The 22,104-nt window shown below is 38.4% G+C and carries 19 protein-coding genes and 1 pseudogene; 10 read left to right on the top strand and 10 right to left on the bottom strand.

Annotation, left to right across the window (positions count from 1 at the left end):
- From M2R48_RS16605 to rimI, 3 genes and pseudogenes are all read left to right on the top strand, one after another.
- Window positions 1–352 (top strand): annotated as a pseudogene (locus M2R48_RS16605) (elongation factor Tu); the annotation flags it as partial.
- A gap of 219 nt (window positions 353–571) precedes the next feature.
- Window positions 572–1,453, top strand: a complete 882-nt coding sequence (locus M2R48_RS16600) for a metal-dependent hydrolase (protein ID WP_004817558.1) — start codon at window positions 572–574, stop codon at window positions 1,451–1,453.
- Between the two features lie 113 nt (window positions 1,454–1,566).
- The gene (gene rimI, locus M2R48_RS16595) at window positions 1,567–2,025 is read left to right on the top strand and encodes a ribosomal protein S18-alanine N-acetyltransferase (RefSeq protein WP_004723651.1); all 459 of its coding nucleotides are present in this window, start codon (window positions 1,567–1,569) and stop codon (window positions 2,023–2,025) included.
- Between the two features lie 38 nt (window positions 2,026–2,063).
- Here the strand turns inward: rimI and M2R48_RS16590 are convergent, their stop codons facing one another.
- The 4 genes from M2R48_RS16590 to trxB all read right to left on the bottom strand — a co-directional run bounded on the left by M2R48_RS16590 (window position 2,064) and on the right by trxB (window position 6,317).
- Entirely contained in the window at window positions 2,064–2,879 is an 816-nt protein-coding gene (locus M2R48_RS16590; protein ID WP_262086807.1) for an arginyltransferase, read from the bottom strand.
- Between the two features lie 23 nt (window positions 2,880–2,902).
- On the bottom strand, window positions 2,903–3,634 hold the full coding sequence (gene aat / locus M2R48_RS16585) for a leucyl/phenylalanyl-tRNA--protein transferase (protein ID WP_262086806.1): 732 nt from the start codon (window positions 3,632–3,634) through the stop codon (window positions 2,903–2,905).
- 68 nt (window positions 3,635–3,702) lie between these two features.
- Window positions 3,703–5,253, bottom strand: coding sequence for a class I SAM-dependent methyltransferase (locus tag M2R48_RS16580; RefSeq protein WP_262086805.1), 1,551 nt, complete (start codon window positions 5,251–5,253; stop codon window positions 3,703–3,705).
- 110 nt (window positions 5,254–5,363) lie between these two features.
- Entirely contained in the window at window positions 5,364–6,317 is a 954-nt protein-coding gene (gene trxB, locus M2R48_RS16575; RefSeq protein ID WP_262086804.1) for a thioredoxin-disulfide reductase, read from the bottom strand.
- A 312-nt stretch (window positions 6,318–6,629) separates the two neighbouring features.
- Between trxB and M2R48_RS16570 the strand changes: the two genes are divergently transcribed.
- A complete protein-coding gene (locus M2R48_RS16570) occupies window positions 6,630–9,746 on the top strand; it encodes a DNA translocase FtsK (RefSeq protein WP_262086803.1) in 3,117 nt (1,038 codons plus the stop codon).
- A gap of 36 nt (window positions 9,747–9,782) precedes the next feature.
- On the opposite strand, the gene M2R48_RS16565 is transcribed toward M2R48_RS16570, so the two are convergent.
- On the bottom strand, window positions 9,783–10,325 hold the full coding sequence (locus tag M2R48_RS16565; protein ID WP_262086802.1) for a hypothetical protein: 543 nt from the start codon (window positions 10,323–10,325) through the stop codon (window positions 9,783–9,785).
- Window positions 10,326–10,544: 219 nt separating this feature from the next.
- On the opposite strand from M2R48_RS16565, the gene rhtC reads away from it, so the two are divergent.
- Entirely contained in the window at window positions 10,545–11,165 is a 621-nt protein-coding gene (gene rhtC, locus M2R48_RS16560; RefSeq protein WP_056513494.1) for a threonine export protein RhtC, read from the top strand.
- A 72-nt stretch (window positions 11,166–11,237) separates the two neighbouring features.
- On the opposite strand, the gene M2R48_RS16555 is transcribed toward rhtC, so the two are convergent.
- The gene (locus M2R48_RS16555) at window positions 11,238–11,729 is read right to left on the bottom strand and encodes a copper resistance protein NlpE (protein WP_004817543.1); all 492 of its coding nucleotides are present in this window, start codon (window positions 11,727–11,729) and stop codon (window positions 11,238–11,240) included.
- Window positions 11,730–11,904: 175 nt separating this feature from the next.
- Between M2R48_RS16555 and M2R48_RS16550 the strand changes: the two genes are divergently transcribed.
- The 5 genes from M2R48_RS16550 to M2R48_RS16530 all read left to right on the top strand — a co-directional run bounded on the left by M2R48_RS16550 (window position 11,905) and on the right by M2R48_RS16530 (window position 17,530).
- Window positions 11,905–12,258: a hypothetical protein gene (locus M2R48_RS16550; RefSeq protein ID WP_262086801.1), complete on the top strand. Its 354-nt coding sequence runs from the start codon at window positions 11,905–11,907 to the stop codon at window positions 12,256–12,258.
- A 176-nt stretch (window positions 12,259–12,434) separates the two neighbouring features.
- Window positions 12,435–13,028 (top strand): 1-acyl-sn-glycerol-3-phosphate acyltransferase, encoded by a 594-nt coding sequence (locus tag M2R48_RS16545; RefSeq protein WP_004817539.1) that lies wholly within the window; start codon window positions 12,435–12,437, stop codon window positions 13,026–13,028.
- Between the two features lie 355 nt (window positions 13,029–13,383).
- Window positions 13,384–14,958: an amidohydrolase gene (locus tag M2R48_RS16540; RefSeq protein WP_262086800.1), complete on the top strand. Its 1,575-nt coding sequence runs from the start codon at window positions 13,384–13,386 to the stop codon at window positions 14,956–14,958.
- Window positions 14,959–15,003: 45 nt separating this feature from the next.
- A complete protein-coding gene (locus M2R48_RS16535) occupies window positions 15,004–16,011 on the top strand; it encodes a CobW family GTP-binding protein (protein ID WP_262086799.1) in 1,008 nt (335 codons plus the stop codon).
- A 127-nt stretch (window positions 16,012–16,138) separates the two neighbouring features.
- Window positions 16,139–17,530, top strand: coding sequence for a purine-cytosine permease family protein (locus M2R48_RS16530; protein WP_262086798.1), 1,392 nt, complete (start codon window positions 16,139–16,141; stop codon window positions 17,528–17,530).
- Between the two features lie 306 nt (window positions 17,531–17,836).
- Here M2R48_RS16530 and M2R48_RS16525 read toward each other — a convergent pair whose 3' ends face one another.
- The 4 genes from M2R48_RS16525 to M2R48_RS16510 all read right to left on the bottom strand — a co-directional run bounded on the left by M2R48_RS16525 (window position 17,837) and on the right by M2R48_RS16510 (window position 21,660).
- Window positions 17,837–18,154 carry a hypothetical protein gene (locus tag M2R48_RS16525; RefSeq protein ID WP_262086797.1) on the bottom strand — a complete coding sequence of 106 codons (318 nt, stop codon included), beginning with the start codon at window positions 18,152–18,154 and terminating at the stop codon, window positions 17,837–17,839.
- A gap of 144 nt (window positions 18,155–18,298) precedes the next feature.
- Window positions 18,299–19,030: a sulfite exporter TauE/SafE family protein gene (locus M2R48_RS16520; protein ID WP_004817531.1), complete on the bottom strand. Its 732-nt coding sequence runs from the start codon at window positions 19,028–19,030 to the stop codon at window positions 18,299–18,301.
- Between the two features lie 248 nt (window positions 19,031–19,278).
- Window positions 19,279–20,985, bottom strand: a complete 1,707-nt coding sequence (locus M2R48_RS16515; RefSeq protein ID WP_262086796.1) for a flotillin family protein — start codon at window positions 20,983–20,985, stop codon at window positions 19,279–19,281.
- A 30-nt stretch (window positions 20,986–21,015) separates the two neighbouring features.
- Window positions 21,016–21,660, bottom strand: coding sequence for a YqiJ family protein (locus M2R48_RS16510; protein WP_004817527.1), 645 nt, complete (start codon window positions 21,658–21,660; stop codon window positions 21,016–21,018).
- Window positions 21,661–22,104 lie beyond the last annotated feature (444 nt).

Genomic DNA, 22,104 nt, shown 5'->3' with positions numbered 1-22,104 from the left:
TTTACGTGGTACTAAGCGTGAAGACGTACAACGTGGTCAAGTACTTGCTAAACCAGGTACAATCAAGCCGCACACTAAATTCGACGCAGAAGTATATGTACTTTCTAAAGAAGAAGGTGGTCGTCATACTCCGTTCCTTAACGGTTACCGTCCACAGTTCTACTTCCGTACAACTGACGTAACTGGCGCAATCCAATTACAAGACGGCGTTGAAATGGTTATGCCAGGTGACAACGTTGAAATGTCAGTAGAACTAATTCACCCAATCGCAATGGACCCAGGTCTACGTTTTGCGATCCGTGAAGGTGGTCGTACAGTTGGTGCTGGTGTAGTTGCTAAAGTAACTGCATAATCGCTGATTGTGTAAAAAGAGCGCTCCTTTGGGGCGCTTTTTTATGGATAAAATAAACTGCCTATAAATTGTTAGACAATACCCATCAAAAGCTGTCCTTAACTGATATTTGTGTGACCTAATCTGCAATTATTAAACTTTCATAAAAACGTAATATAAAGAAAGAGAAAAACAAACATAAAGAATTTAAGTGAAACTCACTTAATAGGAGGAATCGCAATGAATGCAAAAGTGAATATTTCAAACCGTGCTGGTGCATCTTTCCCTGTACGTCGTATGGATTTTAATTTTGACGATGTACCTGAATATTGGGCAAGTGGTTCAGCGGGTATTACACATTTCATGACTGCATTGTCAGCATTGTTCCCAGATGGTGAAAAACTTTTTATCGATTCTGTGCGTGCGGTACGTTATCACCCTGCGATCAAGGACAATGAAGCATTACAAAAAGAGATTAGTGCTTTCATTGGTCAAGAAGCTATGCACACCAAAGAGCATGAAAACTTTAATGCTTCAGCAAAAAAATTTGGTCATGATGTTGAGAAATACGAGCGTGAAACAGGTGTGTTAATTCAAGGCGCACGTAAATGGTTTGCACGTGTAGTCAAGCCTTTTGGTATGACTCAAGAAATGGTGGATTTAACCGCGACCACTGCATTAGAGCATTTTACTGCAACAATTGCTTCGCAACTGTTAGTCAATGGGCATATCCAAAAGTTAATGACTGATCCAACCATGTCGTATATGTGGTATTGGCATGCTGTAGAAGAAAATGAACATAAAGCAGTGGCTTATGATGTTTATGAAGCGGTGTTTGGTAAAGGTATCAAAGCTTATGGCTTACGTACCACGGCTTTAGTTTTTGCAATGGTACTCATCTTTATGGCGCAATCATCTTTTGTGGTGCGTTTATTAAAAGAAGATGGCAAGCTCAACCTAAAAGAGCTCGGTATTATTTATAAATATGCTTATAGCCCATCTAAAGGCATTATCACAGGAATGACCAAAGAAATGTTGGCATACTTTAAGCCAGGTTTTCATCCAAATGATCTCGATACAGTGAGTTTGCTTGAGACATGGAAAGCGAAACTGGGTCTGTAACGTGTTTTAAAGTCAGCATTTTGATTAAGGAGCAACAATTGTTGCTCTTTTTTATTAGACTTATTGGTTTAATTTCTTATAATTCATTTTTTATATTGAGTTGATGAACGCAGATGATTCGTTTAATGCAATCTTCAGATCTGCACGCTGTTTCTCAAATTGAAGACTTGGTACAAAGTCATCCTTGGAAAAAAAGTCAATTTGAAGAGTCTATAACAAGTTATCTAAGTACGGTGATTGAGCAAGACCATCAAGTGGTGGGCTTTTGTATTCTGCAACCTGTTTTAGATGAAGCCAATTTATTGCTTATGGCGATTCATCCGAGCCAGCAGGGTAAAGGGTTAGGCTATCAACTGTTAGATGAATCGATTGCATTATTAAAAAATAATCCAGTACAAATCTTTCTTGAAGTGCGTGAGTCAAATAAAGCCGCGATTGCGCTGTATGAAAAAGCCAACTTTCATCAAATTGATTTAAGAAAAAATTATTATCCGAATCAACAGGGTGGCCGTGAACATGCAATTATTATGGTCAAAGCCTGTAGTGATGATTTTTCAAAATTATTTAAATAAGCCTAAGCAATATCGAGAATGCGAACAGCGAAAGCCGATTATTTGATAATCGGCTCATTCCATTCTGAGGGCAGGGTGGTCATCAACATATCGCCCAACTCTTGAATTTCTTTGGCTTCCAAATGACGATTGATCCGTCGCCATTGTCCATCTAATAATAATTCAAATGGTGCATATTGAGATTTGTAATTCATTTTCTCGGCATGTGGAACCCAATACCCGAGGTAAACAAAATCTAGATCCAACGATTTTACATATTCAATTTGTTTGAGAATCGCAAAAACCCCCAGTGAACGCTTACTTTCATTTGGATCAAAGAAGGTATACACCGCAGAAACGCCATCATCTAATTGATCACAGGTAGAGACACTAATTAAACGATCATCTTTCCACAGTTCAAGGAAAAAGCTGTTGGTACAACTGTGAATCAGGAATTTTTCAAATTGGTCATAACTGGGTGGGAACATATCACCATCGGCGTGTCTTTCAATAATATAACGCTCGTACAGATGATAATGCGTTTGTGTGGCCTCTTGGGTCGAAATAATTTTAACGGTTAAATCTTGATTGCGTTTCCAGGCTTTTTTCTGAGCACTGCTCATTTTAAATTCAGTCACTGGCACCCGACAAGATAAACATTGGCGGCAAAGATGGCATTCAGGGCGATAAACAAAATCACCACTGCGTCTAAAACCTACACGCGATAATTCGGAAAGTGTGACAACATCAATACGATGTACAGGGTCGAGAAACACCATACGTGCAGATTTATTTTCAAGATAACTGCAATCATGTGGTGGCGTAATATAGTACTGTAAGTCGTTTAATAGGGACTTAGGATGATAAGAATTCATAAATCATGTCCCTCCTTTTATTTTCATTCCATTAAGCGCGATAAAATCGCTATTGTTTTACTTGAAAATACACGCTCTTGATAACTTTTCCAATCTATAGAGGGTTGTTTTATTACATCTTGTAACGATTTAAGGTATTCATGGCGAGAAAGTGTACAAGCACCGAGGCTGAGTAAGTGATCATTGACCAACTGACAGTCAATCCACGGTAAATTATTTTCTCGGCCCAATAACATCAGTGTGTAAAAAGCCATTTTGGAAACATCGGTTTGAGTGCTAAACATCGACTCACCAAAACAACCATGGCCAATCGTCACACCATACAGCCCACCTACAATTTTATCTTGATCCCAAACTTCAACACTATAGGCATAACCAGCTTCAAATAGTTGGCAATAACCGTGAATAATCTCCTCGGAAATCCACGTTTCATCCGCATAGCTACGTGGGAGCGAACAAGAACGAATGACCTGTTCAAAAGCATGATTGATGGTAATTTTATAATCAAACTTTTTCATATTTCGCATTAGTGATTTACTTGGGTGATAATCCTGAGGGCGAATGATGCAACGGGGTTCTGGACACCACCAACAAATTGGTTCACCTTCGGAAAACCATGGAAATAAACCATGCGTATAAGCTTCAAATAATGTAGAAGGCGCTAAGTCTGCACCTATACAAATCAAGCCTTGTTCATCTGGATCAGCTTCTATTGGATCTGGAAAAATAAATTGTGAAAGGGGGAGTTGATTCACGAGAATTCATCAATAAAAAAGATCAGCTTTATCTTAGCTGATCATGTGATTAAATGTCTAAACAGACCTTATGCAAAAAGTTTCAAATGTTTTGCAATTTTGAGTTTGTCACTATCTAGAAAGAACTGGGCTTTCTCTTGAATGACTTCAAGGCTGGTTTTTGGATCCGAAACGGTATTGCCTTGTTGATCCAATACCAGCCAGCCTAATTGAGTCAGCACGTCCCAAACATATTGTGCAAATTGTGCGGCAGACTCTAGCCCATCGATAAAGTGAGCGCGATAGAAGAGTTGGGTAAACTGATCGGCTGGAATACCAATCCCTGTGAGTGGGCAGGCCAAAACTTGATAATTGGTATGATAGCTGGCTTGCTCAAGGAAATAACGATTTAATTTCTGAGCATGTTCAACCATATCTGGGTTTGAAGCTGCCTGACACGGTTGTGCCAAGCCTAAGTGGCATAAAATCACCAAGGCATTAAGCAGCTTGGAATAAGTAATATTAGGGATGGCCTGTTCAAGCTCTGCAATCGTCTGCGGCTTATAGTCAGATTGTTTAAAATAAGCACCGAGTGGTTGATAAATCTCTTGGATTAAATCAAACTCACCTAAGTATCCTGAAATTGTTTTTGGTAATTTTTCTGGTGCAGTTAATAAGACAAAGGCTGTATTTCTCAAGCGATGCTGAATTTCTAATGCAGTTAAGGTGTTTTTTCCGCGGATATATAAGTCTTTTCTAAATTGTGTGTTGGCAAAATAATCACGGCATTGCTCTTTAAAAACTGGATGTTCAATGGTGTTTAAAAATTGCTGATGTTGTTCACTAAAATTAATGTTATCTAGATGCGAATTTAAATCTGTTGAACCGGCATAGGTCAGTTTAATTTCTTCTAAAATTCGTACCACTTGTTGAAAAGAGAAACATTGCCAATCTTGATTTAGGTATTCGTGAATCAAATAGTTTGGATTTTGCTTTTTTAAATCTTGCACTTTGTTGAGTGCATTGGGATTTCTCTGAGCAAAGAGGGGATTTTGCGTTAACAGCTCTTCACTAAAGTTAAGTGAATCATTTACTTTTTGTAGCGGGTTGGTACTGGTGCTATTAAATTTAAAATGACTGTGAAATAGCTCACGGACTGGCATATTGGCAGCCCAACCTGTCAAGCAGTTATAGCTGATATAGACAATCCCATTGGGACTTAAAAATTTTCGGATAAACTGCAAAATAATATGTTGGTTTTCGTGGCTAATCCAACTCCAGATCCCATGTAAACTAATCGAGTCAAACATCGGTAAGTCTTTGTTGAGTAACTCTTCAAAACTTGCATCATAGAAGTGATGCGGGACTTGATTTTGTTCAGCCAAGACATTGGCATGGGCAGCGTGAGCAGGGTTAAAGTCTGTACCAAAAAATAAACCAAAACTGGATGCAGCATGAATATTTAGACTGACACCTTGACCAAAGCCGAGTTCACAATGTTTGTGACGTTCATTGGTGGGTGGGCAATCAACCCCATTGAGTAATAAGCAAAACTTTTGGTAATTCGGGCTTAAGTCTCTATAGTAACCATAGGTGTAATTTACTTCGGTCTGGTAGCCATCGGTCCACGCTGTTGTCATGTTTTTTCCTATAATTTGTATTCATTTAAAGTCATTGCTCTTGTTTATTTATAAATCAAAAATAGACAAACCGCCATGTAGGCGGTTTGTTTTTACACAAAATAAATCAATTATTCTAAGCCATCTAAATAACGGTCAGCGTCAAGTGCAGCCATACAGCCTGAACCTGCAGATGTAATTGCTTGGCGATAAACATCGTCAGCAACATCACCCGCAGCAAATACACCCGCTACAGATGTCGCTGTGGCATTGCCCGTAGTACCGCTGCGTACTTGAATATAACCATTACGCAGTTCAAGTTGATTTTCAAACATTGCCGTATTTGGTTTGTGACCAATTGCCACAAACATACCCGATACGTCAACGTCTTGAGTTGAATCATCTTGGGTAGACTTAATACGTACAGAAGTCACACCAGAATTGCTGTCACCTAAAACTTCATCAACTTGATGGTTCCAAATGATCGAAATTTTACCTTCTTTAACTTTTTCATTGAGATGGTCTTGAAGGATTTTTTCCGAACGTAATTTGTCACGACGGTGTACCAAGGTAACGTGTGACGCGATATTGGAAAGATATAGTGCTTCTTCAACAGCAGTGTTACCACCACCGACAACCATGACTTTTTGGTTTTTATAGAAGAAACCATCACAAGTTGCGCAAGCACTTACACCTTGACCCATATAAGCCTGTTCAGACTCAAGCCCTAAATATTGTGCTGTTGCGCCTGTTGCAATAATTAACGCATCACACGTGTACTCATCCATATCGCCTTTAAGCACGAAAGGGCGAACCTGAAGATCAACTTCATTGATATGATCGTATAGAATTTCAGTACCAAAACGTTCAGCATGCGCTTGCATACGATCCATTAATGCAGGCCCTGTTAAACCTTCAGCATCACCAGGCCAGTTCTCAACATCAGTCGTGGTGGTTAATTGACCGCCGAGTTGCATACCTGCAATTAAGGTTGGTTTTAAATTTGCACGCGCGGCATAAACAGCAGCACTATAACCAGCAGGGCCAGAACCTAAAATAATTAACCGAGAGTGACGAGCGCTCATGAGTCATCCTTTTTTATGAAAAATATAGAAATTGTTTGAATTATACGTGAAACTTTATCAAAGTTGTGTGGCTTCAATGTCGATAATATTGATCATCTAAATCGAATTGAGCTATATAGAATAATCAAATAATATTGTTTGGCATTTTTATCGAAATAAAAGCTTAAATTTCTAACAATGCTTTACAACACAAGTAAATAATAGTGCATCTTTTTTTTAAGAACAGGTGCATAATATAAAAATTTCTTCTCTCAAGAAAGCTGATCAAGCTTCAGAAAAGAGTAATTTGAACAATTGGTTACAGGATAGTATATGACTGCGGTGTCAAATGTTTATGCACAGCGCTTTTTAACAACAATATTCTTGATTTCATTTGGGATATATCTGTTCCTTGCAACAGTCACATATACTCCATTTGATCCAGGCTGGATGCATATTTCGAGTGATACACAACAGGTTTCAAATGCCAGTGGTGTAGCGGGTGCTTGGATTGCTGATTTGTTGTTTGGTTTTTTAGGTTGGGCAAGTTTACTCATTCCTGTATTTATTTTTATAGAAGCAGTGCAAGTGTGGTGGCCACGAAGTTTTGTGAGTCGCCCGTTTCGTTATGCTGCTCAATTTTTTATTTTGCTTGCGACCTCAAGCCTATTGTACTTGCTTTGGAATGTACCAGCAGACACATTAGCCAATGCTTCTGGCGGAATCATTGGTTATGAGCTCGGTGAAAGCCTATCTCAACTGATGAGTATTTATGGCGCAGTTGTATTTATTTTGCTCTTGCTTGTTGTTCTATTTACCTTAGCATTTGGTATTCAATGGAATAGAACGTGGGCAACACTGAAAGCCACGCCTGCTTATTTACAAGATTTGTTTTATAAAAATGTTCCTGAAAGTGAATCTGCTTTTGATTTGACATCTCCGCAGAAAAATAAAAATCATATGCATAAGGCTGAACCAATAACAGCTCAAGCTGAATTCGTCGAAGCTGATGATCTGGCACCAGTAAAAGAGCATTTGGTTGTTAAAAATACGAAACACAATCAAACAGCTGAACGCTTATTTGATGACATGATTGAGCAAGAAAATAAAACTCAACATCATGTTCAATTTGATCAAGACGATATTGATGATTTGGAATTAGAGCGGACTTTAGAAAAAGCACATCGTCTAGAACAAGACAGTCAACGTACTGTTTCATCTGGTGAAGTATGGAAAGCCTTACATCAAGATCAAGACCATAATCGTGATATTGATGCCTTGATCAAAGCGTCAGAAGATCAAACTGAAGATAAATATGCAGATCATTTGCCACGTGTGCATCAACATGATGTTGATCATGTGCAGATCAATAAAAAATCTTCACTTGATTGGGATGATGACCAAGTGTTTGATGAATTGTTGTCAGTTGTACCAAATGGACAAACTGCCACAGATATTCATAGCCCATTTAATACCGCTACGGCGCAGACTCATATTGAAGCTGGTTATGTAAATACTGCTGTTCAGGGTGGGCAAAGCGTTGCGAGTGGTGTCGCAGTAGCGGCAACTTCAGGCGTGGCAATACAAAATTTAGCCAATGAATTAGATGAGCTGGCATCGCTTGCAGATGAAGAGCTTACTGAAAGCCCAATTGCGTACCAACAAAATCAACAATCTGTAGATGTTCGTACAACCAGTAATTATGCTCAATCTACGCCATTTACCCGTGCCAATATTCAAACCAATTTAAATGCTTCAACCTTGGTCAGTGAAGAAGAAAAGTCTTTAATTGCTGCAGATAAAGATGCATTTAGAGATGCTTGGCAAGAAACTGCGGGTAAACCTCAAGACGAATTGCAGAGTGAGTTTGCAGAACTTGAAGATGATTTCGACTTAGATGCACCATTAACAGATGCATTTGGTCGTCCGATGTCACGTGCAATGCAAGTTGCAAATAAGCGTCGAGACTTACCAACATTGCCAGGCTATGAACTGTTAGATAAAGTCGATCCAAATAAAAAAGTCAACTTTACCGCAGAACAATTGTCACGTTTATCTGAACTGTTAGAAATTAAACTTCAAGAGTTTAACGTCAAAGCCAAAGTCATAGAAGCCCAACCTGGGCCAGTGGTTACACGTTTTGAGTTAGATTTGGCACCCGGTGTAAAAGCCTCGAAAGTGACCAATATTTCCCGAGATTTGGCACGTTCTATGTCAATGGCATCTGTACGTGTGGTTGAAGTGATTCCCGGAAAGCCTTATATCGGGATTGAAGTACCGAATAGCAGTCGTGAAATGGTACGTCTGATAGAATTACTGGAAACCCCTGTTTTTAAAGATCCAAATGGTTTGCTTTCAATGGCAATGGGTAAGGATATTTCGGGTAATCCTGTGATCACTGATTTAGGTAAAGCGCCGCATATGTTGGTTGCGGGGACAACAGGTTCAGGTAAATCAGTTGCTGTAAACTCAATGATCCTGTCGATGTTATTGAAATATACACCTGATCAATTGCGTTTGATTCTGATCGATCCAAAACAATTGGAATTAGCGAACTACAATGATATTCCTCATTTATTAACACCTGTTGTGACTGACATGAAAGATGCTGTTAGTGCATTGAATTGGTGTGTCAATGAAATGGAACGTCGTTATAAGCTGATGTCTTTTTTAAAGATCCGTAAATTAGCCGACTATAACCGTAAAGTGGAAGAAGCCATTGCAAATGGTGAGGATCTTATTGATCCAACGTGGAAACCAAGTGATTCTGCGACACAAGACAGAGCGCCACGTTTGCAACCATTGCCTTCGATTGTAATTGTTGCCGATGAATTTGCCGATATGATCATGCAAGTGGGTAAAAAAGCGGAAGAAATGATTACCCGTCTGGCACAAAAATCTCGTGCAGCAGGAATTCATTTACTGTTAGCAACACAACGTCCATCGGTAGATGTTATTACTGGTTTGATTAAAGCCAATATTCCAACCCGTGTGGCATTACGTGTAAACAGTAAAATTGACTCCCGTACTATTCTGGATGGTGGTGGTGCAGAAGATCTCTTGGGCCATGGTGATATGTTATTCCTCGGTCCAGGTAAAATTGATCCTGAGCGTGTACATGGTGCATTTATTTCCGATGATGAAGTCAACCGTATTTGTGACGCATGGCGTGAACGCGGTGAACCGAACTATGTTGATGAAATTCTCACGCCATTTGATGAAGAACCGACCACACGTGGTTTTGAAGATGGCGATGGCGATCCGAACCGCGATGCACTCTATGACCAATGTGTTTCATTTGTCTTAGAAACACGTAAAGTATCTGTATCTTCACTGCAACGTAAGTTTAGTTTAGGTTATAACCGTGCTGCCCGTATTGTTGATCAAATGCAGGAGCAGGGTATTGTTAGTGAACAAGGACCGAATGGTAAGCGAGATATTTTGGTCTAATTTAAACAGATTACCATGAGCTTAGGCTCATGGTAATCATGTAGGATTGAGAAACAGAGTGAGTAAATACAAGCACCAAAAAATAGAAAAAAACACGATAAGTACCATTTGAGCTTTACTAAATTTCTTTTGTTCAATGACCACAAATTGATTGGATTGTTGTTTGGCAAAATTGAGAGCCTTAAATGCAGGTATTAGAAAAATGAAATTCAATACAGTTATCAGATCATAAGGTTCAGGCAGTTTAATCAGTACTGAAAAAACCATAAATCCTATAAACATCCAGCCTGATGAAAAATTCTCTGTATATCCTTGTTGCTTGGCATAGTTATTTATTTTTTTAAACAAGGAGTATAGGAAAAAAATATAAAATACTGCCCGAAAAGCCGGCATGATGTCTAATTTGTCTTTTTGCATAAAGAAGCGCCACGCTTTAAACATCCACCAAATCTGATATAAACCCATTGTCAAAAAGCACAAGAGCATAAATTTATTGATGCTGATGATTTTTTGCACTTCCACGGAATGATGTGGTGCTTGCTCAATGAGCGTGGTTGAATCTTTTTCTAAATTAAGCATGATTTATTTTTTAGTTAGGTTTTAGTTTTTGATTATAAAGATAAAATAATATTTTCTCCAATAATTAAAATCCGTCTTTTTAAAAGATCGTTAATTTTTATTTGTGATGTAGATTCATTGACGTTCAGCCTAAAGGATTTTATTGAAGTACAGATATCGATGGAAAAACATGAATTTTCACACTAATATAAATTTGTCTCGCTGAACGGAATCTAGTCCATGTTGATCGCATTATGTACGTTAATCTTTATTCATTTTTGCGCCCTGATTACGCCAGGCCCTGATTTCTTTCTGGTCTCGCAAACCGCAATTAGCCGTTCAAGAAAGCAATCTATTTTTGTGGTTTTGGGGATTACCGCAGGGGTGATGTTTTGGGCTTTTTTAGCTTTGGCGGGTTTGAATATCATTTTTGAAAAAATGGCATGGTTAAAGCAAGTGATGTTGGTTGTTGGTGGGATTTATCTGTGCTGGTTAGGCTACCAAATGCTTAGATCAGCTTTGAGTAAGAAAGAGAATCTATCACAGCATCATTTTGAGTTACCACAAAACAATCTACGTTTTTTTCTCAAAGGTTTCTTAACCAATTTATCAAATCCTAAAGCGGTGATTTATTTCGGTAGTGTATTTTCAGTGTTTTTAGCCAATCCACATTTAGATGGTGTGCATTCATTATTATTTATAATTGTTTCCGTGGAAACGCTGATCTGGTTTAGCTTTGTTGCCTTTGTATTTTCATTACCTAGCTTTAAAGCCGCTTACCAAAATGCCTCAAGATGGATTGATGGTATCTCAGGTGGAATCTTCACGCTCTTTGGTGCATATTTGATTGGTCATCGCTAAAAGCATGCTCCCAAATTTAAAAAACCTGCTTCAAGCAGGTTTTTATGCTCTTATTCGGAAATAATTTTTAAATTATTCCACGTCTTTGGTTAATTGATAAAGTTCAGCATTTGGACCCTCAATCTTTTCACCCGTTGCAAAACTCCGTGCTTCTAAGATATTTTCGCCAACAAAGTATTTGCGGTTATCTGCATTTTTATCTAGACCGATAATCGATCCAGATTCATCAAAACTAAAATGACCTTGAGTTTTAAATTCTTTGCCTTCACCTTTAACCCCTTCATATTCTTCAGTCAGTTCATAAGTGTGATCTGATTTTAGGATGAGTTTGGTTTTGATTCCTGAGCAATCAGCACACGGAAGTAAACCTTTGTATTCACCAGCCCAATCCAAGCTATTTTGAGCATTATGTTCTGAATCAATCGTTGGGCTTGCTGCTTCATGCGATGCAGCAGCCTGTGTTTGTGCTGTCGCTTTGATATCCTCTGACGCATTATGAGTCGGTTTAGAACAAGCGCTTAATGACAGCGCTAAAATAGACATGACGAAGAGTGTTTTTTTCATAACATAACCCAAATGAATAAATAATTATATGTGAATGATTTTATCCAGAATATAAATTATCTCCCTGATATGAAATGTGAATTATGTAAGAAATTGCTGAGTAATGTAGTTCGATGTTAAAAAGTTAGGCTATTATAGGTGTTCTCTTAGTGTGCTATTTTAAGTATTCGAATCTATGTCTCATTTGGCTGAATATGTTGCTCGTATTTACAATGAAAAAAACGACAATCAAAAAAGCAATGATCAAATCAAAATTGAAAATGTCACTTTGCAATGCGAAAAAAATTATGAGCAAGATATAGAGATCACTCAGACCACCAAAATTTATACATTTTCAGATGGCACACAATTGAAACAAACCATAGAACAAGACAATCAGTTGTTTGAAGTGGAGTCTTGTCTAGAAAGCTGGATTGAATATCAGGTCATCCAGCAGTCAAATACGAATATTCAGCCACAAAAAATTCATTTTGATAATCATTGTCGTGAATTACATTGGATTAACTATTTTAACCAAACGAAAAATTAATATATGCAAATTCATTGCAGAATTTAATCAAAACTGAATATTTACTGACAAGTTTTACAATGAATTAATTTTATACATTTATATATTAATTGCTGATTTTCTATACAAAGTAGATTTTTATCTGATCTATTGGTTGTTACAATCCAGCGCGAATTCTTTATATTTTGGTGTGCTGGGTGTTTGAAAAATTAGCTGAACAAAGTTTGGGCTGGATGGGATGGCAAATTGATAACCATTGGGATTTAAACATCGACCAATGTGTCATGATTGCTGCGCCGCATACCAGTAATTGGGATGCACTCTATGCACGTTTAGCGCTGAAAGCTTTGGGCGTTCATGTGCGTATTACCATTAAAGACAGCTATATGAAATTGCCTTTTGGACCTTTTGTGCGTGCTATGGGTGGAATCGGGATTGATCGCCGTCCCAAGCAGGATGGAGAGGAACGTCCAAGTATGGTTCAACTGATGAGTGAGCTGTTTAAGACCCATCCTAAATTGGTCATGCTGGTGACGCCAGAGGGAACGCGTGCAAAGCAAGAACAGTGGAAAACAGGCTTTTATCATGTTGCCACCAGTGCTGGTGTACCTATTGCACTGGCGTATATGGATTATAAAAACAAGAAAACTGGGATTGGTAAAATTGTTTATCCAACTGGAAATTATGAACAGGACATGGCTGAAATCATGGAGTTTTATGCTCAGATCAATCCGAAGCATCCAGATTTATTTAGTATAGATACCCGATTTATTCCAGAAGCTGAGTTTTGATTCGATAGCATCTTTGAAAACTCAAATACAATGAATTTAATTTTGATATGGGAAGGGTGATTTGGCACATTCCCATATTTTATTAGGGTTAAATATTTGCTGTTATTCAGTTGATACAGCATCTGCACATTGACATATTATTTTATAAATAACCTATTTTTTTAGCTCAATTAAAATACTACTTTAATAATTCAAAAGATCTACATCGTTATTTAAGAATTACTTAATTTTTTAAAATGTCGTATATAAATAAATTGTTGAAATTGGTTTTAAGTTGAAAACAACTTAAAACCATGGTGTAAATAATTCTAAAAGTTAAATTCAACATTTATTGGGCATAGACAGGGATAACAAGATGAATAATAGCGTCTATTACAATGCAAAATTTCATACCGTGAATCAACTGCAACCTTGGGCCGAAGCCATGTGGGTAAAAGACGGTAAAATTTTAGCGATTGGCGATCAGAATGAAATTCTGAGTTTGGCAGCGGATGCTGAAAAATATGATTTAAAAGGGAAATTGGTGATGCCTGGCATCCATGATGCACACACGCATCTTTTAAAAGCGGCACTTCTTCGATTGGAATATTCTTGCCAATTAAATGATCCGCAAACCTTGCAAGAATTGGCACAGCAACTCAAAGCGTATTGGGAAAAATATGCCTCCAAACGAACATGGATTTTTGCCGGGCTCTATAACCCATTGATTTTTACTGCTGAGCTACTGACACGAGAATGGTTAGATCAAGTCATTCCAAACGTGCCGATTGTGATTCATGATTTTTCATTTCATAACGTCATGGCGAACAGCCAAGCACTAGATCTTGCAGGTATCACGCGTGATACACCGAGTACGACCCGCGCAAAAATTGAAAAAGATCCTATAACAGGTGAACCTACTGGAATTTTGCGTGAAGGTGGATGGGTGAAATTATATATGGTCGCACCCACAGAGACTGATGAGGAAAATAAGTTCGCACTTAAAATGGCGGCAAGTATATGTAATCAATATGGTATTACTTCGGCACAGGAAGCTTCAGCAACAAGATCATTCCTGACAGCAGCTAAATCTTTGGATGATAACGATGAGCTTACACTGGATTTGATTTGTCATATTCCTTGGAAAGCAGAAATTATGTCCTTGAGTGATCGTGAAGAAGATGAAAGGGTAATTGCAGAACGAGCGCAATATGCGTCCAAACGTGTCATGGTGAATGGAATCAAAGTGATGCTAGATGGTACATCTATGGCACCCACCTTTAGCCATGTGCCCTTAGATCCGATTTCAGATGAACCTATTACTTACAATTTACTTCTCGATTCCAATGAACTCACTGAAAAAATTCGTGAATGGACAGAAGAAGGTTTGATCGTTAAATCACATTGTACGGGTTATGGTTCTGTGCGTATTGGTTTAGACAATTATGAAAATGCCAGCAATGTTGAACGTCAAACAGGGCAATTTCATGATATTGCACATGCCCATTATGTTTCTGCAAAAGATCGGAGCCGTTTTGCAGAATTAGACATTATTGCTGAAATGTCCCCCGCGATTTGGCATATCCCAGAATATCAACAAGCGCTTGGCAAAGCCTATGATTTCCGAACTTTGTATGATGCTGGTGCAACCATGACGATTGGTACAGATTGGCTTTTGCCACCTACGCCAAATCTTTTTCCCGCACTGGCAGGTATTTTACAGCACGGAGATGAAAGTGTGCCTTTGGACGTGGCAGTCAGGATCATGACGTTGAACGGCGCAATTGCTGTTGGGCATAGTCATCGTACTGGGAGTTTAGAAGTGGGTAAGGAAGCAACCTTTATTGTTTTGGATCGCAATATTTTTGAATCAAGCCCTGAAGAAATTGCTGTGACTCAAGTCATCACCACAGTATTACAAGGTCAGCATGTGTTTCAGCGTGCTAACTAATCTACTGGGTTAAATTATCGTTTATGTGCGTAAGGGAAGACATATATGAGCGGAATAAAACGTATTCCTGTGACCTTACTGACAGGTTTTCTGGGGAGTGGTAAAACAACATTACTGCATCGTTTGTTGGCCGATGATCGCATGGCGCACACGGCAGTGATTATTAATGAAATAGGTGAGGTTGGCTTAGATCATTTATTGATAGGTCGACTTGACGATGACATTGTCTTGCTAAAAAGTGGTTGTGTCTGTTGTAGCATGAAAACAGAACTTTCAGAAACGCTTAAACTTCTTTATTGTCGTGCTGAGGCAGGAAAAATTCCTGTTTTTGACCGTGTTATTGTTGAAACAACAGGTATGGCTGACCCGATTCCCTTGCTTAAGCTTTTATTGGCAGATGAAAGTGTCGCGACTTTATTTAGTGTGCAAACTGTGATTGCTACGGTTGATACATTATTGTCCTTAAATGTCCCGCATCAGCGGACGGAGAGACTACGTCAAATTGCTGTTGCAGATAAAATCATTTTAACTAAAACAGATTTGTCGCATGCCTTTACAACATTTACCAAGCGCATCCGCACTCTGAATGCGAGTGCTGAAATTATTGATGGTGCGGATGTGGCGGCTGTTGCTTTGGTTATTTTTGATCGTGAAAAGTATCCAGTAACACGTAATTTACTTGGTACGCAGTGGTTTACACATCAGACAAATTCTCAAAACACTTTCAATAACGCACCGCATCATAATATTTTTACACTGTGTTTATATGCCAACCAAGCTTTGTCTTGGGCGCGTGTGACCCATTTTCTTCAGAAGCTGGCACGACTTTATGGCGTGAACTTGCTCCGAATCAAAGGATTGATTCAGGTGGAGGAGTCGTTACGACCGGTGATATTACACGGTGTTCAACATTATCTATTTCCCGAATCTTACCTAAATGCGTGGCCTGATGATGACCACAGATCGAGAATAGTGGTCATTTTTGAAGGGGAAATTCATCAACAGATCGAAGCATTGTTTGATGCCATTGTGCTTGAGCCAATGACCACATAGCAGAACGCCTGCACCCATAATCCTCAGCATTTTCAATTGCGCAATTTAAGCGTAGGGGGTTTTGCATCTTAAAAAAACAATTTGATTGATCGTAATTTTTTAACGATTTCTCTATTAGGAGATACTCATGGAAGACAAATATGTTCACTCGATTGAACAACATACCATTCAGCAAATCCCATTAAATGCGCGATACGGTAAGGCTCGGGATCTATTCACACTTTGGTTTGGTGGAAATTTGATGCTACTGACGTTTGTGACAGGATCAGTTTCAGTCACCATTTTTCATCAATCTTTTGTCTCTGCTATTTTAAGTATTATTCTAGGGACGCTTATTGGTGGCATCTTTGCCGCACTCCATGCCGCTCAAGGACCGCATCTCGGTGTCCCTCAAATGATTCAAACCAAAGGGCAGTTTGGCGCATATGGTGCACTTCCAATCCTTGGAATCGTGGTCATCATGTATGTCGGCTTTCTCGCTTCAAATGCGACGCTGGCTGGACAAGCCATGAATTTGCTTATTCCCTCATTCAGTCAGTCATCCGGCATATTATTCACTTGTGTCGTTGCAGTGATCGGTACAATCGTTGGCTATCGATTAATTCATCTATTTACAAAAATAACCTTTGTGATCTCTGGTTTGGCTTTTTTGGCAGCATATGTGTGGGTGTTTTTTATTCAAGGTTTACCAGCAGACTTTTTCGCGCGTAATTCTTTCTCAGCTACAGGTTTTCTCGCGACACTTTCGATTGCTGCACTGTGGCAGATCGCATATGCACCCTATGTCTCTGATGCTACTCGTCATTTACCAAAAGAAACAGGAGCTAAGGCAGCGTTTTGGGCGACATATTGGGGATGTGGATTGGGTACCATCATTCCGATGTGTTTGGGGGTAACAATAGGATTGGTGACACCAAGTGGAGATGTTATCGCTGGGATGATCGCTTATGTACCTAAGATGGGGAGTGTGTTTATTTTGATTTTGGTCATTTCCATCTCTGCTATTAATTCAATGAATTTATATTGTGGTGTACTGACTTTAATTTCTTTTATTCAGACATTTATTCCATCATTTATGCCATTGGCTAAGGGGCGAATTGTGATTTCATTTTTGTTAATTGCTATTGCGCTGTGGATTGGAATCAAAGCATCCAGTAATTTTCTGCCCATATTTATTAATTTTATTTTCTTGCTCATCTACGTACTTATCCCTTGGACGGCTGTGAATTTGGTTGATTATTACTGGGTTCGTCATGGGGAATATGATGTCGATTCGTTTTTTCATCAAGATGGAGGAATCTATGGAAAATTTAACCTCATGGCCGTTTCTGCATATATTTTTGGTGTCATTGTTCAAGTGCCTTTTATTGCGACAGACTTGTATACAGGTCCTATTGCCAAGGGGCTTGATGGTGCAGATGTTTCGTGGGTTGTTGGTCTAATTTTAACCTCTATTTTTTATCTAATGGGGATCAAAATTTTTGGTATCAAAGACCATTCATACAAGACTAAAAACTAAATTACGGCACGGCTATTGTGATGATGCAGCCATCATATCACTTTGCCTATATGAGGTTTGCTACAGCCTATTTTTACTGCTTCTAAGGCTATTTTGATCATGAGACCGACTTTGTAGAAGGGATCGCTATATTTCACTAGGGGCTGTATTTAAAAATTCAGCAGTATAGAGGATGGTCTAGGTAATTTAAAAATGAACGCTGCTCATCATAATTTACGTTTATGATTTTAAAACACAATCATTTAAAACACGATATTTTTAAGATCATAAACGTTTTGCAGTATTCAACAATAATCGGCTTATTTTTTAGCGTTGCACACCACCGAGGGATTCACAGGCTGTCTTATAAATATCGTATTGTTGTTGAACCACTTCATCGAGAGGAATTTTAAATAATTCATCGCCAGATTTATAGCGATCGACGTACTCAGTGGCTTTTTCTTTACTCACTGCAAGTGAGCGTTCATGATAAGTATTAATTGAACTATGGGCCAATTCTGCTGTTTCAATATTATTACATTGAAATTGGCTGAGCAGTTTTTCCGCAGTTTTAATTTCACTAGATGTGCCAAGTACACATCCTGTTAAGAGAATACTGGCACTTAACAAAAATGAGTTTTTCATCACAGATATTTAAGAAAAATGAGTGGCGGAATTGTAGGATGAATCGGGTATTAAAAATAGAGCCGCTCGGATATTGTTTTCATTTTAGCAACCAAATGCTGAATAAATAGTCAGTTAAATTTATTCAATTTTCTCTCTATTTTGCTAAAGCAACGATGTCAGCAATAAGAAACAACCTGAGGCAAATAATAAACTCAGCACCAATTGTTTAAATTGTTTTTCTGATATTTTATAAAACATTTGCGCACCAATCAGCGCAGGAATACTCACTGTAAGAATGATCAGTGCAAAATAGGGGAGATGGACCTTGTGGATGGTTCCTTGGCAGAGATAAATAATAATCGTAAACAACTGAATCGCAAAATTAAAATGTCTTAAAATATAACGCTGTTGTTGTTTAGGCAGATTTTTAAGCATCACCCAAGCTGATGGTGCTGCGCCACAAAAACCACCAAGACCACCTAAAATACCGCCAATAAAACCAATGCTTCCATCTGCAAGTTTTCCCAATGCTTGAATACGAGGAAACACAGGGGCAAAAAACATGGTCGGACACCAAATCACTAAAAATAATCCAAGGATGGTCTTAAAGGTATTTCCATCAATGAGGTGTAAAAGATAGGTACCGAGAGGTACACCAATCAATCCTGCAATGATATAGGGAAGCACTAGGGAAAATGGGAGTTGATGTTTTTGTTCTTTTCCCAATGCAATGATATGGCTCCATAGAGAAGCAAACACCACCAATGGTGCTGCCAGTTGTGGCGGTAATACCCAAATCCAAAAAGACATCGCAATCAAGGCAAAGGCAAAACCAGTTAAACCTTGGACAAAGCCTGCAATCATGGCACCGAGAATAAAAATAAACCAAGTCATTTTTAAATTAAACAAAACTGAATAGGGTTAGAGCATAGCATTGAGATAGTCGATCTTGGTTGAATCAGCTGATTTTAAAAGAAATCGTGAGTTTCCATCATGACTTATTGAGATAAGCATATCTGTATCGTTAACATCTATACCATTAAAAACAATCAGCTGTATTAGATCATGAATAAAAATCCATCCAATAAAAAGCCCCTGATGGCAGAGGCTGGGGTAATTAAGCGAATAGGAGATGATTTGTATTAATCATTACTTGGTTTTAAGGATTGCGTTAAACCATTAATATCTCCGCCTTTAATGCCTAACTCATTCATTAAGCTATCAATCAGTGGAGCTTGAGAACGATAGCGCAGTGCACTATTGACCACTTGATCAGACAAAGCGATTTGATTTTGTTCACCAGATTCACCTGTTGCATTTGAACCTGCCATACCGCCTAAACCATTGACTTGAAGAATCTTGATATCATCAATATTTTCCATTGGTTTAACACTTTCACGAATGATTTCAGGTAAGTATTTCAATAAAGCTAAACGGATTTGCATCTCAACTTGTTCTGTTGAAAGCACATTGTTGGCTTCATTGACTGCACGTGTACCTTCAGCATCAACTTGATATTGCTTTTCTTGTGCCGCAGCAAGCAACATTTTTGCATCTGCTTCACCTTTGGCTTTTAGACGTATTTTTTCAGCATCCGCTTGTGCTGCAATACGCACTGCTTCAGCATCATCTGCAGCTGCTTGTTTAGCGGCTTCTGCTGCTACGGTAATCGCAATTGCATCTGTTTCAGCGACTTGCTTTGCAGCCACCAATTCAACGGCTTTTAAACGCTCTGCACGCTGAGTTTCACGAACAGTTGTCACTTCTTCTTCCGCTTTTACCGCTTGTGCACGTGCTTGGTCAGCCAACGCTTTGGCTTCAGATTCAGCACGTGATTTTTCAGCAATTGCAATCGCACGATCTTGCTCGGCCAATTCAATGGTTTTCTTCTGTTCGACTTGGGCTTTTTGGATCAACTGCGCTTTTTGAATATTTTCATTTTCAACATCACGTGCAGATGCAATACGTTTTAATTCGACTTCACGTTCAGCAGCAATTTGAGCTTCTTCTGCTTCGCGTTTTTTTGCGGCTTCTTGTGTTGCAATTTCTGCCGATTGCTCAGCTTTACGAATGGCGATTTCACGTTCTTGTTGAAGTTTTGCATATTCTTCTTCACGTAGAATTTGCAAGCGGGCTTGTTCTGTTTCTAAGTTTTTTGCTTTAATGGCTAAGTCATTGTCCTGTTCAATGTCATTGCGTTTTTTACGGCGGTCTTCAATGGTTTCAGTCAGTTTGGTTAAACCTTCTGCATCGAAAGCATTTTGAGGGTTAAAATATTCAAAACTGGTTTGATCTAAACCTGTCAGTGAAACCGTTTCTAATTCTAAGCCATTTTTAAACAGATCTTCAGAAACCACTTGTTGGACTTTTTGAACAAAATCAACGCGTTTTTCATGTAACTCTTCCATTGCCATTTCAGCAGCAACAGCACGTAGTGAGTCTACAAATTTACCTTCCACCAAATCTTTGAGTTCTTGTGGAGACATGGTTTTTTTACCCAAGGTTTGGGCAGCTGTTGCAATAGATTCAGCAGTTGGTTTAACCCGTACATAAAATTCAGCCATCACATCCACACGCATACGATCACGAGTAATCAACGCTTGATCTGTGGCACGTTTGACTTCAAGACGAAGGGTATTCATATTGACGGGAATCACTTCATGTAAAACTGGCAATACAATTGCACCGCCATTTAAAATGACTTTTTCACCGCCAAAACCAGTACGGACAAAAGAAACTTCTTTACTTGAGCGTTTATACAGGCGGGCGATAATCACCCCGATGACAATCAGTGCCACCAATATAATGCCTGCTAAAACAAGGATTTGATATAAGTTTGAATTCAACATTTTATTATACCTAGGTTTGTTATTGAAAAATTAAAGTGGCGTTGCTTGAAAGCCTAGTTTTGTTCTTTGTGTCAAAATCACACTTTGACCTTGTTGGAAGATTTCATCTAATTCTGGTTCAACCAAAATATAATGTGTCTGTCCAAATTGATCGATGACTTTGGCTTGTGCAGGGTAGTTTTGTTTTGCTTCACCTAAAATAATCTGAGCAGTACGCCCAATCAGTTCATCACTGTGAATCGCAGTGGTTTCATCTTTCGGTAAAATTTTTGCAACGAGTGCTGCACACACTCGGACAATTGGCATAGATAAAAAAAGGCTGGCTGGTGCAATCAGCCAAATAGAAAAATAATTTCCAGTGAAATTGAAAAATATACTTTGCACAATAAAACCAAATAGTGCATAAACAGTCAGAAAAATGATCAACCAAACCAAGACGGGGACACGACCAAGATAGAGCCAATCTAACAGTTGCACTAAAAGGTTGTGATCTGTATGGATGTCTAGATCCGCATGATGGGTTTCTAACAGTTGATCTGGAATAAATTGGTCTAAAAAACCTTGTGAGGTTGAACCAATAATAAGGAGTAAACACTCCACAATACCCAATAAAAACATCAGGCACAGACTGACACTAAACAGTAAGTTGGATGAGTGTGTAAATAATTCCCACATATTGTTCTACTCAAAATTATTGTTGCGCGTTTTTATAAATAAAATTTTTAATTTGAACTGAATAATTAAATGATCATCAGTTAATTCAATTAATAAATTAAGTTTATCGGTTTTGTCGTAGTATTGCAACAAAATATTTTATGATATTAATTAAAATCAATATCTTATAATTTAATATATTCTTTTATATTTTGAAAATTGCTTGAAAAGTAATGCTTGCATTTTAGCCAACTATTCCTTATAACTGATTGAGTTTACAGAGGGAACTGAAGACAAAAAAATACGCAATGATTGGGGTGATCACTGCGTAGAACAACGAATCTGCTTTCACAGTTCGGTTAAGGAGAAATGTTATGAACTTTGGGGATTGTTCATAACTTAAGGTTGATAGTAGAGGTTCCCCTCTGTAAATTCATTGGTATTCACGTAAACAAGTGTTAAATC

Source organism: Acinetobacter sp. I-MWF, from assembly GCF_025433935.1.
In the GTDB taxonomy this organism is placed as follows: Bacteria; Pseudomonadota; Gammaproteobacteria; order Pseudomonadales; family Moraxellaceae; genus Acinetobacter; species Acinetobacter guillouiae.
Note: the sequence above shows the minus strand (reverse complement) of the source record. Positions and strands in the feature narration are given on the sequence as shown.